The 16,182-nt window shown below is 63.2% G+C and carries 12 protein-coding genes; 6 read left to right on the forward strand and 6 right to left on the reverse strand.

Annotated elements, in window-relative coordinates; genetic code table 11:
• Positions 1 to 5: 5 nt before the first annotated feature.
• From clpX to tig, 3 genes are all read right to left on the reverse strand, one after another.
• Complete coding sequence (clpX, locus tag MY494_RS08595; protein WP_247909839.1) at positions 6 to 1,358, reverse strand: ATP-dependent protease ATP-binding subunit ClpX; 1,353 nt, start codon at positions 1,356 to 1,358, stop codon at positions 6 to 8.
• A gap of 101 nt (positions 1,359 to 1,459) precedes the next feature.
• Complete coding sequence (gene clpP, locus MY494_RS08600; protein WP_247909840.1) at positions 1,460 to 2,140, reverse strand: ATP-dependent Clp endopeptidase proteolytic subunit ClpP; 681 nt, start codon at positions 2,138 to 2,140, stop codon at positions 1,460 to 1,462.
• Between the two features lie 38 nt (positions 2,141 to 2,178).
• Entirely contained in the window at positions 2,179 to 3,621 is a 1,443-nt protein-coding gene (gene tig / locus MY494_RS08605; RefSeq protein ID WP_247909841.1) for a trigger factor, read from the reverse strand.
• Between the two features lie 425 nt (positions 3,622 to 4,046).
• Here tig and MY494_RS08610 point away from each other — a divergent pair, with 425 nt between their 5' ends.
• From MY494_RS08610 to MY494_RS08620, 3 genes are all read left to right on the forward strand, one after another.
• Entirely contained in the window at positions 4,047 to 5,123 is a 1,077-nt protein-coding gene (locus MY494_RS08610) for an aspartate-semialdehyde dehydrogenase (RefSeq protein ID WP_247909842.1), read from the forward strand.
• Complete coding sequence (gene dapA, locus MY494_RS08615; protein ID WP_247909843.1) at positions 5,120 to 6,037, forward strand: 4-hydroxy-tetrahydrodipicolinate synthase; 918 nt, start codon at positions 5,120 to 5,122, stop codon at positions 6,035 to 6,037. The genes MY494_RS08610 and dapA overlap by 4 nt, the downstream gene beginning before the upstream one ends.
• 85 nt (positions 6,038 to 6,122) lie before the next feature.
• Entirely contained in the window at positions 6,123 to 8,132 is a 2,010-nt protein-coding gene (locus MY494_RS08620; protein ID WP_247909844.1) for a ribonuclease J, read from the forward strand.
• Positions 8,133 to 8,146: 14 nt separating this feature from the next.
• On the opposite strand, the gene MY494_RS08625 is transcribed toward MY494_RS08620, so the two are convergent.
• Entirely contained in the window at positions 8,147 to 8,869 is a 723-nt protein-coding gene (locus MY494_RS08625) for a hypothetical protein (RefSeq protein WP_247909845.1), read from the reverse strand.
• Positions 8,866 to 9,909 carry a tRNA lysidine(34) synthetase TilS gene (tilS, locus tag MY494_RS08630; protein WP_247909846.1) on the reverse strand — a complete coding sequence of 348 codons (1,044 nt, stop codon included), beginning with the start codon at positions 9,907 to 9,909 and terminating at the stop codon, positions 8,866 to 8,868. Before tilS ends, MY494_RS08625 begins: the two co-directional genes overlap by 4 nt.
• A 62-nt stretch (positions 9,910 to 9,971) precedes the next feature.
• Here tilS and MY494_RS08635 point away from each other — a divergent pair, with 62 nt between their 5' ends.
• The 3 genes from MY494_RS08635 to MY494_RS08645 all read left to right on the forward strand — a co-directional run bounded on the left by MY494_RS08635 (position 9,972) and on the right by MY494_RS08645 (position 15,086).
• Positions 9,972 to 10,727: a DUF561 domain-containing protein gene (locus tag MY494_RS08635; protein WP_247909847.1), complete on the forward strand. Its 756-nt coding sequence runs from the start codon at positions 9,972 to 9,974 to the stop codon at positions 10,725 to 10,727.
• Positions 10,728 to 10,832: 105 nt separating this feature from the next.
• Complete coding sequence (uvrB, locus tag MY494_RS08640; protein WP_247909848.1) at positions 10,833 to 12,842, forward strand: excinuclease ABC subunit UvrB; 2,010 nt, start codon at positions 10,833 to 10,835, stop codon at positions 12,840 to 12,842.
• Between the two features lie 102 nt (positions 12,843 to 12,944).
• Positions 12,945 to 15,086, forward strand: coding sequence for an HAD family hydrolase (locus MY494_RS08645; RefSeq protein ID WP_247909849.1), 2,142 nt, complete (start codon positions 12,945 to 12,947; stop codon positions 15,084 to 15,086).
• On the opposite strand, the gene MY494_RS08650 is transcribed toward MY494_RS08645, so the two are convergent.
• The gene (locus MY494_RS08650) at positions 15,083 to 16,126 is read right to left on the reverse strand and encodes an LCP family protein (RefSeq protein WP_247909850.1); all 1,044 of its coding nucleotides are present in this window, start codon (positions 16,124 to 16,126) and stop codon (positions 15,083 to 15,085) included. The genes MY494_RS08645 and MY494_RS08650 overlap by 4 nt on opposite strands.
• Positions 16,127 to 16,182 lie beyond the last annotated feature (56 nt).

A 16,182-nucleotide genomic window follows, 5' to 3' on the forward strand; every position in this document is an offset into this window, starting at 1 on the left:
GGGCCCTAGGCCGATTCCTGTTGCGCGGGCTCGCTCCCGGGAAGGGGCAGCACTTTGGCTTGGGTGCGCTCCTCCACCAGCGCTCGGGTCACGGTGAAAGCCTTGGTGCTCTTGTCCGAGGGCAGGTCGTACATCAGATCGAGCATCAACTCTTCGACGATCCCGCGCAATGCCCGGGCACCGGTCTTGCGGCGGTGGGCTTCGGCGGCGATGGCTTCAACGGCCCCGGGTTCAAACTCCAGCCGCACGTCATCCATGCTCAGCAGGGTCTGGAACTGTTTCACCAGAGCATCACGGGGCTCGGTGAGGATGGCCTCCAGCGCATGGCTATCCAGGGGCTCGAGCACGGCATTGACCGGCATGCGACCAATGAATTCGGGAATGAGGCCGTACTTGACCAGGTCATCGGGCTCCAGGTGGCGGAGGACCTGAGCGGCCTGTTGATCTTTGCTCTGCCGGCCGCGGCGTCCGCCTTCGGGCATGAAGCCGATGGCATTGCGGCCCATTCGGCGTTGGACCACATCATCGAGGCCCACGAAGGCGCCACCGCAGATGAACAGGATCTGGCTGGTGTCGATTTGGATGCAGTCCTGATAGGGATGCTTGCGACCCCCTTGGGGGGGGACGTTGGCCACGGTGCCCTCGAGCAGTTTCAGCAGGGCTTGCTGAACCCCTTCCCCTGAGACATCACGGGTGATCGATGGGTTTTCGCTCTTGCGGGCGATCTTGTCGATCTCATCGATGTAGATGATTCCCCGCTGGGCTTGATCGACGTCCAGGTCAGCCTTCTGTAGAAGCCGCAGCAGGATGTTCTCGACGTCCTCCCCGACGTAGCCAGCCTCGGTGAGGGTCGTGGCATCGGCCACGGCGAAGGGGACATCCAGCAGCTCGGCCAGGGTCTGAGCCAGCAGGGTTTTGCCGCTACCCGTGGGTCCGATCAGGAGGATGTTGCTCTTGTGCAGTTTGGTGGCGGTTTCGTTGCTCTCACCCTTGCCGTCGCCTTGCCAGGCCAGGCGCTTGTAGTGGTTGTAGACCGCGACGGAGAGGGTCTTCTTCGCTTCTTCTTGCCCCACGACCTGGCCGTCGAGGTGGGCCTTGATCTCTTGGGGCTTGGGAATCTCCGCCAGTGTCGGAGCTGGTTTGCTGGTTTTCTTGGCGGGGGCTTTGCCTTTGGCTTCCTGGGGTTGGCGGCCAGCGCCGGCACCATGGCCTTCAACCAGCTCTTCGTCGAGGATCTCGTTGCAGAGATCGATGCACTCGTCGCAGATGTAGACGCCAGGGCCGGCGATCAGTTTGCGCACCTGATCCTGCGACTTCCCGCAGAACGAGCACTTCAGGTGGGCGTCGAACTTGGCCATCGGGCAAGGGCTGTGGCGGCGTGGAGCGGGAGGGCTTCGGGGCGGTGTCCCGAAACTTCAGGATCGGTGCGATCCAGCGCTTCGTCAGCCGTCCTTAAGGATCAAACCGGGGTCGTATCGGTGACGACACGATCGATTAGGCCGTATTGAACCGCTTCTGCCGGGGAAAGGAAGTAGTCGCGGTCGGTGTCTTCCGCGATTTTGTCCAACGGTTGGCCGGTGTGTTCAGCCATGAGGCCGTTGAGGGTCTCCTTCAGATACAGGATTTCTTTGGCCTGGATCTCGATGTCCACGGCTTGGCCCTGGGCGCCGCCCAGGGGTTGGTGGATCATGATCCGCGCATTGGGTAGCGCCAGTCGCTTGCCCTTGGTGCCGCCCGAGAGCAGGAAGGCACCCATCGAAGCCGCCAGGCCGTAGCAAATGGTGACGACGTCAGGTGCGACCTGTTGCATGGTGTCGTAGATCGCCAGACCAGCCGTCACCGACCCACCGGGGGAGTTGATGTAGATCTGAATGTCCTTCTCAGGGTCCTCAGCCTCCAGGAACAGGAGCTGGGCGACCAAAGCGTCGGCGACTTGATCGTCGATCCCGCTCCCGAGGAAGATGATTCGCTCCCGTAGGAGACGGGAATAGATGTCAAAGGCCCGTTCGCCTCGGCCGGACTGCTCAACCACGGTGGGGAGCACGCCCGGGGCAGCGGACGGACCCGTGAAAATCGACGAATGGGGCCCTTGGCCCAGCCAGCGGTTCTGGATTGGATGAGCAGTGCTGGCGTTGATCACTCGGCCGGACTGGAGTCAGTCCGGCCAATCTATGGGGATCAGGCCTCGGTGGTGGCCGCCTTGGCGTCGTCAGCCTTGGCTTTTTTCTTGGCAGTGCCCTTGGCCTTGGGCTGGTCCTCGCCGGCCTCAGCCGCCTTCTCAGTGATGGTGGAGTTGCTCTCCAGCCAACCCAGGAGCTTCTCGCGCATCAGGTCTTCCTGAACCGCCTGGCGCAGGCGGTCAGGATCAATGCGGGAGCTGTCGCTGAAGCCGCGGCTCAGTTCCTTGACCTTGGCGTCAATTTCGCTGGTCTCGAGCTCTAGCTTCTCGGCGGAGGCCAGGGCCTTGAGGGCCAGGCTGCGCTTGAGGCGCTCCTCGGCTTCAGGGCGAGAGGTCTCGCGCAGGCTCTGGATCAGCTGAGGCGTGAACAGTTTCTTGACGTCCATTCCCTGCTGAGCGAGTTGGCCAGCGGTTTGTTCGAGCAGGGTGACGATCTCCTCTTGGACGAGGGTCTCGGGCAGTTCAACCTCCAGTTGCTCGACCAGGGCGGCGAGCAGGGCGTCATGGCGATTGGACTGGTGGCGACGCTCGGCGTCCTCCTTCAGGCGGGTTTCCAGATCACTGCGGAGTTCGGCCAGGGTTTGCTTGTCGCTGGCTTGCTGGGCAAAGGCGTCATCGAGGGCAGGGAGTTCGCGGCCCTTGAGTTCGCTCAGGGTGATTTCGAAGCTGGCTTTGCGGCCAGCGGCGTCTTCCTGGGCGTAGTCCTCCGGGAACTGGCAATCGATGGTCTTGCTGTCGCCTGCCTTCATGCCGATGACCCCTTCCACAAAGCCGGGGATCATGCGGCCGTCTTCCAGTTCCACTTCCATGGCGTCACCGCTGCCGCCTTCGATGGCTTCGCCGTTGTCGCTGTAGGTGCCCTTGAAGCTCAGTACGGCCACATCACCGGAGGCGGCGGCTCGGCCTTCGACCGGCACCAGGGTGGCCATCTGACGGCGGGACTGCTCGATCAGTTCGTCGACGCGAGCCGGATCAAAGCTGACGGATTCGGCTTCGGCCTTGAGGCCTTTGGTGCTCTTGAGCGTCGGAGTGGGCTCCACATCCATCTCGAGGGTCAAGGTGAGCTCTTGACCGGGCTCAAAGCGCTCGAGCAGGGATTCGAAGCCGCCGTCGAGGGCGGGTTGGCCGATGGCCGGGATGTCGGCTTGCTTGAGGGCGTCTTTGAAAACGCTGTCCACCAGGGACTCGAGCGCGGTCGCCCGAATCTGCAGAGGGCCGATTTGCTGCATCAGTACGGCCCGGGGCACCTTGCCTTTGCGGAAGCCGGGGAGTTTGACGCTGCGGCTCAGCTTCTCAACGGCGGCGTTATGGCTTCCTTGGGTGCGCTCCCCAGGAACGGCAATCTCGATCGCCATTCGGCTGCCGGGACGGGCGCTGGTGCTCAGCTTCAGGTCTGCCTGTTTGGCAGTGGCTTTGCTGGCGGTGCTAGCGGCAGGGCTCATGGATGCGATCGAGACGTCGGGCCGAACAGTCGGCTAGGGCAGCCCACGATCCTAAGTAGTCACCTGTGACGAGCTCCAACAGGCCTGTTCGAGGTCGGCCCTGGCGGCGTATTGTCTTAACAAGAACCAGTGACCTGAAGAGCTTTGTCGCGGTGTCTGCTCAGGCCCCGCACAGATGTTGCAAGTCGTGCATCCGTCTTTCCCGGGATGCGCCGTCGCTCGCTTTCCTCGGTATTGGGCTCGTCGATCGCACTACCCGTTGATTTGCCGCTTCACTCCTTTTCTCCTCTGACCTCCATCTCTTAATTGGCGCTCAAGACTCGGCGTTCCTCTAACTGCTCCCCCTCCGCTTGACAGATCTGGCTTCTTGCTGAGGCCCAGTTCAGATCTCAGGCCATCGAGCTCAACTTCTTTTTGCACCTCCGTTGACTTCCACCGACGTTCGTTCGCTGCCCAACCGTCCTCTGCATGTCGCTGTCCTCGGGGCAACCGGTGCCGTTGGCCAAGAGCTGCTGACCTTGCTCAAGGAGCGGTCCTTCCCCGTTGGGCAGCTCACCCTGCTGGCCTCACCTCGCTCAGCCGGTCAAACCCTGGAGTGGAACGGTCAGGCTCTGATGATTCAGCCCGTCACGGCTGAGGCCTTTGCCGGTGTTGATGTGGTCCTCGCCTCGGCGGGTGGCTCTGTCTCGAAGCAATGGGCCCCCGTCGCTGCTGCCGCTGGGGCGGTGGTGATCGACAACTCCAGCGCTTTTCGGATGGATGCGGGTGTGCCGTTGGTGGTTCCCGAGGTCAACCCCCACGAGGCCTTTCGCCATCAAGGGGTGATCGCCAATCCCAACTGCACCACGATTTTGATGACCCTGGCCCTGGCGCCCTTGGCGGCGCGCCGGGCCATGCGACGGGTGGTGGTCAGCACCTATCAATCGGCCAGTGGTGCGGGTGCCCGTGCCATGGAGGAGCTGAGTGAACTCAGTCGCACGGTCCTCGATGGAGGGACGCCCATGAGCAGCGTTCTGCCTTACTCCTTGGCCTTCAATCTCTTCCTGCACAACTCCCCCCTTCAGGGCAACGGCTACTGCGAAGAGGAGCTGAAGATGGTCAACGAAACCCGCAAGATCATGGGTTTGCCCGACCTCCGGGTCTCGGCAACCTGTGTTCGCGTTCCGGTCCTGCGGGCCCATTCCGAGGCCATCAACATTGAGTTCTGCGAGCCCTTCCCCGTGGATGAAGCCCGTGCGTTGCTCCAGGACGCCCCGGGCGTTGAGCTGATTGAAGACTTCAGCTCCAACCGCTTCCCGATGCCCACGGATGTCACGGGACGGGATCCTGTGGCCGTAGGCCGCATCCGCCAGGACTTGAGCGAACCCAACGCCCTCGAGCTTTGGCTTTGTGGTGACCAGATCCGCAAGGGGGCTGCCCTGAACGCGATCCAGATTGCTGAGTTGCTGCTTGATCCGGTGGCCGCCGCTGCGGCTCAGGCCACGGCAGGAGTCTCCGCATGAGCCCTTCCTTGACCCCAGGCGCGCACTCCCCGGCCCCCTTTGGTCGTGTGATCACCGCGATGATCACCCCCTTTGCGGCCGATGGTTCTGTGGATCTGCCGATGGCGGCCAAGTTGGCTAGCCATCTGGTGGATCACGGTTCCGATGGCCTGGTGATTTGCGGCACCACCGGCGAATCGCCCACCCTCAGCTGGGATGAGCAACACCAACTGTTTTCAGCCGTCAAAGAGTCCGTTGGTGACCGCGCCAAGGTGTTGGCCGGCACCGGCAGCAACTGCACCGCCGAGGCCGTAGAGGCCATTGGTGAAGCGGCCGCCCTGGGGGCCGATGGCGCCTTGGTTGTGGTGCCCTACTACAACAAGCCTCCCCAGGAGGGCCTGGAGGCCCATTTCCGGGCCGTGGCCCAGGCGGCTCCCCAGACGCCGCTGATGCTCTACAACATCCCTGGCCGGACCGGTTGCAGCCTGAATCCAGAGACCGCTGCTCGGTTGATGGATCTCCCCAACGTGGTCAGCTTTAAGGCGGCGAGCGGCACGACCGAGGAGGTCAGTGCTCTGCGCGCGGTGTGCGGCGAGCGTCTGGCGATCTACAGCGGCGATGACGCTTTGACGCTGCCGATGATGGCCGTCGGTGCGGTCGGCGTGGTCAGCGTGGCCAGCCATGTTGCAGGCGATCAGATCCAGCGCATGGTTCAGGCTTTCCTGGCCGGTGAATTCAGCGCAGCGTTGGCCGAGCACGAGCAACTGCTGCCCCTGTGCAAGGCCCTGTTCTGCACCACCAATCCCATTCCCGTGAAGGCTGCTTTGGAACTGAGCGGCTGGTCCGTTGGTGCCCCACGGCTTCCGTTGGTTTCTGCTTCAAGCGATGTGCGCGATCGACTCACCTCCGTCCTGGCAGCCCTGCGTCCCACTTGACGCCAAGGCCGACCTGACCTGTTGCTGAGCAACCCCTCTTTCAACGTTTTGACCCAATGCGGCTCAGCCGCCTCCCTTTCTCTGAATGACTTCTCAAACCCCTGGCCGTAACGGCGCCGCTAAGCAGCCCCACCTGCGGGTGATTCCCCTCGGCGGCCTGCACGAGATCGGCAAGAACACCTGCGTGTTCGAGTACGGCGACGACATCATGCTCGTGGATGCGGGCCTCGCCTTCCCCAGCGATGGGATGCATGGCGTGAACGTCGTCATGCCCGACACCAGCTATCTCAAGGAGAACCAGAAGCGCATCCGCGGAATGATCGTGACCCACGGTCACGAGGACCACATCGGGGGCATTTCGCACCACCTGAAGAACTTCAATATCCCTGTGATCCATGGCCCTCGGCTGGCCATGTCGATGCTCCAGGGAAAGATGGAGGAGGCCGGTGTCACCGATCGCACCACCATCCAGACCGTGGGTCCGCGGGACGTGGTGAAGGTCGGCCAGCACTTCTCGGTGGAGTTCATCCGGAACACCCACTCGATGGCGGACAGCTTCTCGCTGGCCATCACCACCCCGGTGGGGACAATCATCTTCACGGGTGACTTCAAGTTCGACCACACCCCGGTCGACGGCGAAACCTTTGATATGGCCCGTCTCGCCCATTACGGCGAGCAGGGCGTTCTTTGCCTGTTTAGCGACTCCACCAACGCTGAAGTCCCTGGCTTCTGTCCCCCTGAGCGCTCGGTCTTCCCGGCCCTCGATCGCCATATCGCCCAGGCCGAAGGCCGGGTGATCGTGACCACCTTTGCAAGCTCGATCCATCGCGTCGCGATGATCCTGGAGCTGGCCATGAAGAACGGCCGAAAAGTCGGCCTGCTCGGCCGCTCCATGCTCAACGTGATCGCCAAGGCCCGTGAGTTGGGCTACATGCGCGCTCCGGATGATCTGTTCGTTCCGATCAAGCAGATCCGTGATCTGCCCGATCGCGAAACCCTGCTGCTGATGACCGGTAGCCAGGGTGAGCCCTTGGCCGCACTAAGCCGCATCTCCCGCGGCGAGCACCCACAGGTGCAGGTCAAGAGCAGCGACACGATCATTTTCTCTGCCAGCCCGATCCCTGGGAACACCATCTCTGTGGTGAACACCATCGACCGGCTGATGATGCTGGGCGCCAAGGTGGTCTATGGCAAGGGCGAGGGCATCCACGTTTCCGGCCACGGCTTCCAGGAGGACCAGAAGCTGATGCTGGCCCTCACCCGTCCCAAGTTCTTTGTGCCGGTTCACGGCGAGCACCGCATGCTCGTCTGCCACAGCAAGACCGCCCAGTCCATGGGCGTTCCGGCCGACAACATGCTGATCATCGACAACGGTGACGTCGTCGAGCTGACGGCCGACTCCCTCAAGAAGGGCGAGCCTGTGAAGGCAGGCATCGAGCTGCTGGATGCCTCCCGCAATGGGATCGTCGATGCCCGCGTTCTCAAAGAGCGTCAGCAGCTCGCCGATGACGGCGTGATCACGATGCTGGCCGTGATCAGCACCGATGGTGTGATGGCCGCTCCGCCTCGGGTGAACTTGCGTGGTGTGGTGACCGCAGCCGATCCACGCAAGCTCAGCCTCTGGACTGAACGGGAAATTACCTGGGTGCTGGAGAACCGCTGGCAGCAGCTCTCCCGCAACACCGGCGGCAAGGCCCCTGAGGTCGACTGGATGGGCGTTCAGCGGGAAATCGAGGTGGGCCTGCAGCGTCGCCTGCGCCGCGAACTGCAGGTCGAGCCGCTGATCATCTGTCTGGTTCAGCCCGCGCCTGGTGGCACCCCGGCTTACAAGGGACGTGCAGACGCCGAGCCCGACACCCGTCCGGCTCCCCGTGGTCGCCGTGACGGCAACCGTGATGGCAACCGCGACCGGGATCGCGATCGCACCCCCCGTCGTGAGCTAGCTCCCGTGGGTGCGGCAGCGTCAGCCGCACCTGCCTCTGCTCCCGCACCGGTGGCAGCTGCCAAGGCTGTCCCTGCTGCTGCCGCCGCCGCCAAGCCTGAGGAGCCTGAATTCAGCGGCCGGACCCGCCGCCGCCGCTCCGCCGCGAGCTGAGCTCTGAAGCGGCCCTAGAGCCGCCTCAGCCTGAAGAACCGTCTCCAGCTTTGCCCTTGATTCAGGGGGTGCTGGGGGCGGTTTTCGCTTGGAGGGAGGTCAGTGCTCTGGGGCAGCTCCACCACGAGGTTGCCTTGGCTGTAGTCGGGCCAAGGGGGGCTGGTTTCAGGCTCTGCAGCTTCAACCAAGATCTCCACCTCGTCGGAGGCTTCCGCTGGTGTCTCGTTCTCAACGGGCTCCGAATCAGTCGGTGTGGCTTGCTCGTTCGGCGTGTTTTCACCCCAGGGAGTCGCTGGCGATCCGGGCACCGAAGCCGACTGCAGGGCGGTCAGGGCCTCTTGGGGTTCACTCAGTTGGCTCAGCCACGGGGTGGCTGGGAGATCGGCGCTGTTCGCTGCGCCTTGAGCTCGTTGGGGTTTGGGATTGGGTTGAGAGGTCGGGCGCTGTTTGCAGCGTTTGAGACTGGCTTCCGCCAGGTCCACCAGGGTTGAGGGTGCTGCGCTGCTGGTCACGGCTCGGTAGTAGGTCTGGGCGTCCTCGGGTTGCCCTAGCCCGTAGAGATGGATGTGGCCTGTGAGCAGTTGGAGCCTGCTCAGGGCCATCTCAGCCTCTGGATTGGCGTCTGACTTCTGCAGCTCCGCCAGCAGCTGTTCGGCCCTTTGGAGCGCGTCAGCGAAGCGTCCTTCTCCATAGGCCCGTTCGATGGCTCCGTAGTCATCTCCGCTGGCGCTACTCATGGCGTTGCGCTGCTCCCGCCCTGGTTTAGGTCGTTTTGCACAGGCTGGCTGCGCTGGGAGTGCGCCAGCCAGATCAGATCGCGGTTCCACTGCAATGAACACCCGCGGCTGAGGTCCCACTGGCCCGGGCCGCGGTGTGGTGGAAGGCGATTGAGTAGGTGCTCCAACTGCTCAGCATTGCCCAGGCTGATGTCCTGTGCGGCGAGCCAGCGGTTCAGCAGCTGCCGCTGATTGCTGCGGGCTAGGGCCGTGAACGGACGACGCTGCAAGGCCGGCTGCGCCTGGGCGGTTGTGCTCTTGAGGTTGGTCAGGGCGAGATCCAGCAACTGGTCGCAGCCTTCTTCTTCCTGGGCTAGCCGTTCGCTGAGTTGGCTGATCCGTCCGCTGGCTCCGGGGTGCAGCTCCTCCAGGACCGGCAGGACCTCATGGCGAATCCGGTTGCGGCTATAGCGCGGGTCGCTGTTGCTTGGATCGAGCCAAATCGGTAAGGCCAGTTGCCGGCAGATCTGGGCGGTGTCGCTGCGGGTCAACCCCAGCAGTGGGCGTACCAGCTCGATGCTGCCGCCGAGCGTTCGCCTGGGCCTCAGGCTGGAGAGGCCGCGGCGATGGCTGCCCCTGGCGAGCTGGAGCAAGACCGTTTCGCTGCGGTCGCTGGCGGTGTGTCCCGTGACCACCCTGAGGCAACCCAGTTCCTGGGCGAGGGTCTGGAGCTGTCCATAGCGCCAGGCGCGGGCCGACGCTTCATCCGTCTGCGGCTGGGCCCAGCAGTCGATCTGGATCGGCAGGCCTTGGCCTTGGGCCCAGCTTTGGAGCTCTTGGGCCTGCTGCTCGGCCTCGGGACGCCAGCGGTGGTTGCCATGCCAGAGCTGCAGGGGCCAGTGGTGCAGCCGCCTCAGGTCGCTGAGCAGACCGGTGAGGGCCATGGAGTCTTGGCCGCCGGAGACCGCCAGCAGCAAGGGCTCTCCCTCGGGCAGCAGATCGCGCTGGTGGAGCAACTGCTGGTGCAGGCGCCGATGCAGATCACTCCAGCGTTCAGCCATGGCCCCAGCCTGAATCGCCCCGGCTCAGCGTGTGAGAATCGCAAAAATCCATCTGTACTGGCATGTCCCGCCTCGATCGGCTGCCCGCTTCCCTTCGCATGGCCCTGGGCGAGAAGCGCGCTCTCAAGGTGATTGCTGGCCTCACCAACTTTGACGCCGCCAGCGTTGAGCGCATCAGTCGCGCGGCTGGTCTCGGTGGTGCTGATCTGATCGACGTGGCCTGCGACGCCGAGCTGGTCCAGCTGGCTGCTTCGGTCTCGGGCCTGCCCATCTGCGTGAGCGCCGTCGATCCTGAGTTGTTCCCTGCTGCTGTGGCCGCCGGCGCTGCCATGGTCGAGATCGGCAACTACGACGCCTTCTATCCCCTGGGACGCATCTTTGATGCCGCGGAGGTGCTCTCCATCACCCGCCGCACCCGCGAACTGCTGCCCGAGGTTGTCCTCAGCGTGACCGTTCCCCACGTGCTGCCCATCGATCAGCAGGAGCAGCTCGCCGCTGATCTGGTGGCCGCTGGTGCTGACATCATCCAGACCGAAGGTGGCACCAGCGCCAAGCCCTTCAGTGCCGGCAGCCTCGGCCTGATCGAGAAGGCCGCCCCCACCCTGGCTGCCGCCCACAGCATCAGCCGCGCTGTGGCTGTCCCTGTGCTCTGTGCCTCCGGTCTGTCTTCGGTCACCGTGCCGATGGCGATCGCCTCCGGCGCCGCTGGCGTGGGTGTGGGCTCCGCCGTCAACAAGCTCAACGATGAGCTGGCCATGGTTGCCGTGGTCCGCGGGCTGCGCGAAGCCCTGGGCGCCTCCGTCAAGGCTGCGGTCTGAAGCGCAGCGCTCAACCTCGTTTGATCTCACCCATGCCCTTCGGGGCATGGGTTTTTTGTCGTTTGGGCATCCACGCCGTCTGGTTGGTTGTCCGAGAATGTCTTGATGCCTAACCCGTTTGAACTCCACGCTCCCTATGAGCCCAAGGGGGATCAGCCCGAGGCGATCAAAGCGCTGGTGGCTGGCGTGGAATCAGGCGAGCGTTACCAGACCCTTCTGGGGGCGACGGGAACCGGGAAGACCTTCACCATTGCCAATGTGATCGCCAAGACCGGTCGACCGGCTCTGGTGTTGGCCCACAACAAAACCCTGGCGGCCCAGCTCTGCAATGAGCTCCGGGAGTTCTTCCCGAAGAACGCCGTTGAGTACTTCATCTCGTACTACGACTACTACCAACCGGAGGCGTATGTGCCCGTCTCCGATACCTACATCGCCAAAACGGCCTCGATCAACGAAGAGATCGACATGCTGCGGCACTCCGCAACGCGTTCTTTATTTGAGCGTCGCGATGTCATTGTCGTCGCCTCCATCAGCTGTATTTATGGCCTGGGGATTCCGAGTGAGTACCTCAAGGCCGCCGTCAAATTTGAGGTGGGTGAAACCCTCAACCTGCGCGGCTCCCTACGGGAATTGGTCAACAACCAGTACTCCCGCAATGATTTGGAGATCTCGCGCGGACGGTTCCGGGTGCGGGGTGATGTGCTCGAGATCGGCCCGGCCTATGAGGACCGCCTGGTGCGGATCGAACTCTTCGGCGATGAGGTCGAGGCCATTCGCTATGTGGACCCCACCACGGGGGAGATCCTGCAGAGCCTCGAATCGATCAGCATCTATCCGGCTAAGCACTTCGTCACCCCGAAGGAGCGCCTGGAAGACGCGATTAAGGCCATCCGCTCGGAGCTGCGGGGGCGCCTGGATGTGCTCAACGAACAGGGCAAGTTGCTCGAAGCTCAGCGCCTCGAGCAGCGCACCACCTACGACCTGGAAATGCTCGAGCAGGTCGGCTACTGCAATGGCGTTGAAAACTATGCACGCCATCTGGCGGGCCGGGAGGCAGGGACCCCGCCGGAGTGCTTGATCGACTACTTCCCCAAGGACTGGTTGTTGGTGGTGGACGAGTCCCACGTCACCTGCTCCCAGCTTCAGGCGATGTACAACGGCGACCAAGCCCGTAAGGGTGTGCTGATTGAGCACGGCTTCCGGCTCCCGAGCGCTGCGGACAATCGCCCGCTCAAAGGCGATGAGTTCTGGGAGAAGGCGCGGCAGAGCATCTTTGTCAGCGCCACCCCCGGCGATTGGGAGCTCAAGCAGAGCGATACCGAAGTGGTGCAGCAGGTGATCCGTCCGACCGGGGTCCTGGATCCCGTCGTCGAGGTCCGTCCCACCGATGGCCAGGTCGATGACCTCCTGGGTGAAATTCGCATCCGTGCGGAGAAGAAAGAGCGGGTCTTGGTCACGACCCTGACCAAGCGGATGGCGGAAGACCTCACCGACTACCTCGCTGAGAACGGTGTCCGGGTTCGCTATCTCCACTCTGAGATCCATTCAATCGAGCGGATCGAGATCATCCAGGACCTCCGTAACGGTGAGTACGACGTGCTGGTGGGCGTCAACCTGCTGCGGGAAGGCCTGGATTTGCCCGAGGTCTCCCTCGTGGCGATTCTCGATGCGGACAAGGAGGGCTTCCTACGGGCAGAGCGGTCCTTGATTCAGACCATCGGCCGGGCGGCTCGACACGTGGAAGGCGTCGCCCTGCTCTACGCCGACAACCTGACCGATTCGATGGCCAAAGCCATTTCGGAAACCGAGCGCAGGCGTGCGATTCAGCAGGCCTACAACGAGAAGCATGGGGTGACCCCGACGCCGGCAGGCAAGCGGGGTAGTAACTCGATCCTGGCTTTCTTGGAGGTCTCCAGGCGCCTCAACGATGAGCAGTTGGAGCAGGCCACAGAGCAGGCCGAGCACAACGATGTGCCGCTGGATTCCTTGCCCGAACTGATTCAACAACTGGAGGACAAGATGAAGTCGGCGGCCAAGAATCTTGACTTTGAGGAGGCGGCCAACCTGCGCGATCGCATTAAAGGGCTACGCCAAAAGCTTGTGGGGAAGCCATAAGTCAGCGAAACCCTCGCAACCAGGCGGGTTTGATCTTTCCCTTTTCTTTCGACTTCAGCTCTGGAATCACGGCTAAAGGTGAGCTAATCGCCGAGGAGGCGAATGGGTTACTACTTGCTCCATCTCCATCTGCATGGCCTGTTCCGCGGCCATGACCTGGAGCTTGGCCGTGATGCGGATACCGGTGGACAGACCACCTATGTGCTCGAGCTGGCGAAGGGATTAGCGGCTCGCCCTGAGGTGAATCGCATCGACGTCGTCACCCGTCTGATTCAGGACAAGCGGGTCTCCCCCGATTACGCCCAGGCCCATGAGCCCTTGGGCGGTGGAGCCAACATCGTTCGCCTCCCCTGCGGTCCGCGGCGCTATCTGCGCAAGGAGCTGCTCTGGCCCTATCTCGATGAGATGGCTGATGCCGTCACCGCACACATTGCGGCTCAGCCGCAGCGACCGAATTGGATCCATGCCCACTACGCCGATGCCGGTTATGTGGGGGCCTTGGTCTCCCAGCGGCTCGGCATCCCGTTGGTGTTTACCGGTCACTCCCTGGGCCGTGAGAAACAGCGGCGGTTGCTCGAAGGTGGGTTGACCCATGAGCAGATCGAGCAGACCTATGCGATCGGTCGCCGCATCGATGCGGAGGAGCGGGCTTTAGCCCAATCGGCTCTGGTGATCACCAGCACTCAGCAGGAGGCCCAGCAGCAGTACGCCCGCTACAACCGCTTTGAGGCGGAGCAGGCCGCGGTGGTGCCCCCTGGGGTGGATGCCCAGCGCTTCCATCCCGTGGCGATGCCTGGTGAGGCCTCGGATGTGGAGGCTCTGATGGAGCCCTTCCTGCGGGAGCCCCACAAGTCACCGCTGCTCACGATTTGCCGCGCGGTCCGGCGTAAGAACGTTCCGGCCCTGGTGGAGGCCTATGGCCGCTCGGCCCTGTTGCAGGAGCGCCACAACTTGGTGTTGGTGCTGGGTTGCCGTGAGGACCCCCGCTCGTTGGAGAAGCAACAGCGGGATCAGTTCCAGCAGATCTTTGAGCTGGTTGATCGCTTCGATCTTTACGGCAAGGTCGCCTATCCCAAGCAGCATCGGGGTGAGCAGATCCCTGCGATCTACCGCTGGGCGGCGCAGCGCTGCGGGATCTTTGTGAACCCAGCTCTGACGGAGCCCTTTGGCCTTACCCTGCTCGAGGCGGCGGCCTGTGGACTGCCGTTGGTGACCACCGATGACGGAGGTCCCCGGGACATTCTTCAGCGTTGTGCCAACGGTCAGTTGGCGGATGTCACCGATCTCGATGTGCTCCAGCAAGCCCTGGAGGAGGCGGGCGCCGACCTGGAGAGATGGCGCCGCTGGCGCGATAACGGCATCGAGGCGATCAGCCGCAATTTCAGTTGGGATGCCCACGTCTGCAGCTATCTGGGGGAAGCCGAACGTCGTTCCGCTGCTTGGATGGCGCAGCACCGCACTGGGCTGGGCATACCGGCATCGGCCGAAACCGCTCAGGTTCAAGCCCCTCCTGTGCAACGGCTGCTGCTGTTGGATCTCGACGTTTGCCTGCAATCGGCGCAGCCAGCTGGTCTGGAGGATCTCCGCCGACGGCTCGCCGCCGATCCCCAATGCGGCATTGGCATGTTGAGCGGCCGCCACTTCGCTTCAGCCCGGCTTCGCTTTGCCGAATTGCATTTGCCAGAGCCCCAGGTCTGGATCCTGGAGGCAGGGGCGGACCTGCGGTTTGGTTCCGAGGGCCGGCCCGATGCGAGTTGGCAGCAGCACATTGCCCAGGGCTGGCAGCGCGAACGGGTGGAGCAGGTGCTTGAAGGCCTGAGCCCCCGCCTAACCCTGCAACCGGCCGTCAACCAAGGCAGCTACAAGGTCAGCTACACCCTGGAGGAGCCCACCGCTGGTGTGCTCGAGATGGTGCGGCAACGGCTTCGCCAACACCGTTTGGAGGCCCGAGCTCACCTCTTCCACCACTGGTTCTTGGATGTGTTGCCGATGCGGGCGTCCAAGGCGGATGCCATTCGCCATCTCTGCCTGAACTGGGGCTTACCCCTAGATCAAGTGCTGGTGGTAGCGGCTCAGCAGGGCGATGCGGAATTGCTCAACGGCAGCTCCCTTGGCCTGGTGGCCTGCGAACACGACCACTCCCTCGATCAGTTGCGTCGTCGCCCGAAGGTATTTTTTGCCTCCAGGCCTCAAGCCTGGGGCGTGCTGGAGGGCTTAGATCACTACCGCTTCTTGAGTCGTTAAGGCAGCAGTGCGTCTGGGTCCTGGCTGATGTAGTTCTGGCGATTCGGGTTGCTGTCGGGCATCCAATAGCTGATGTCCTGGTGCCAGAAGGGGACCCCCTTGACCCGGTTGGAGGCCAGTTGGGTGGTGGCCATGGCCGTGATCAGCTTGCCCATGTCGATGGGCGATAGGTCTGTGCGCATGTCCTTGCCCGCGATCTCCATCAGCTCGGGAAGCCGGGTGGCCATGACTGGGTTCGCCAGTTTGCGGAAGACCTCAGCCAGGACCAGTTTTTGCCGCTCCATCCGGCCGATGTCGCCGAGTTGGTCGTTGCGGAAGCGCAGGAATCCTTCGAGAGCATCCCCCTGGAGTCGTTGTCGTCCGGGATAGAGGTCGATGTAGAGCCCTTGGCTGTTGTCGACGTAGGCCATCCGCTTGGGTACGTCGACCTCGACTCCGCCGATGGCGTCCGCCAGCCGCTGCACGGCGTTGAGGTTCAGCACCAGATAGCGATCGACCTTGGCGGAGAGAAGCTTGCTGAGCTCCGTCTTGACCATCTCTGGGCCGCCGCTGCTGTAGAGGGCATTGGCCTTCATCACGCCGTAGCGCTCGGAGTCGATGAAGGTGTCCCTGGGCACCTGGGTGAGCTTGGTGCGGCCCTCGTCGAGATGCATCGTCAGCATCACGTCGGTGTTGGTGCTGACGTCGTCTGTACCCAGCACGACGATGCGGCGATCGCCAGAGGCCACTGGGGCGACGAGCGCTCCGATCAGTTGCTTGGGTTGATCAAAGGCTCCCAGCACCATGGCGGGAAGCCCGTGGAGTGCATACCCCAGGCCAATGCCGGCAACGAACAGGGGCAGGCGTGGGAGCCCCTGACGACGCTTGGCGGTTTTGGACGCTGGCTTGGTTGGAGTCGCGGTTGGTCGCCGGCTGTCGAGCTGCGCAACGTTGTCGCGGCGACCGCGGCGTTCAGCAGGTTGGAGATCCGCTTTCCCCCGCCTGGGGTCCCGTTGCGGATTGCGCGCCTGGCGCCGGGGATTGGAATGGGCGGGGGACATAACGCACTCAGATGAGTGCAAGGTACCTCGCGTTATCCCTTGGTGCTAGAGGGGTT

Origin of the sequence: Synechococcus sp. A10-1-5-1 (assembly GCF_023115425.1) — a bacterium.
GTDB lineage: Bacteria > Cyanobacteriota > Cyanobacteriia > PCC-6307 > Cyanobiaceae > Vulcanococcus.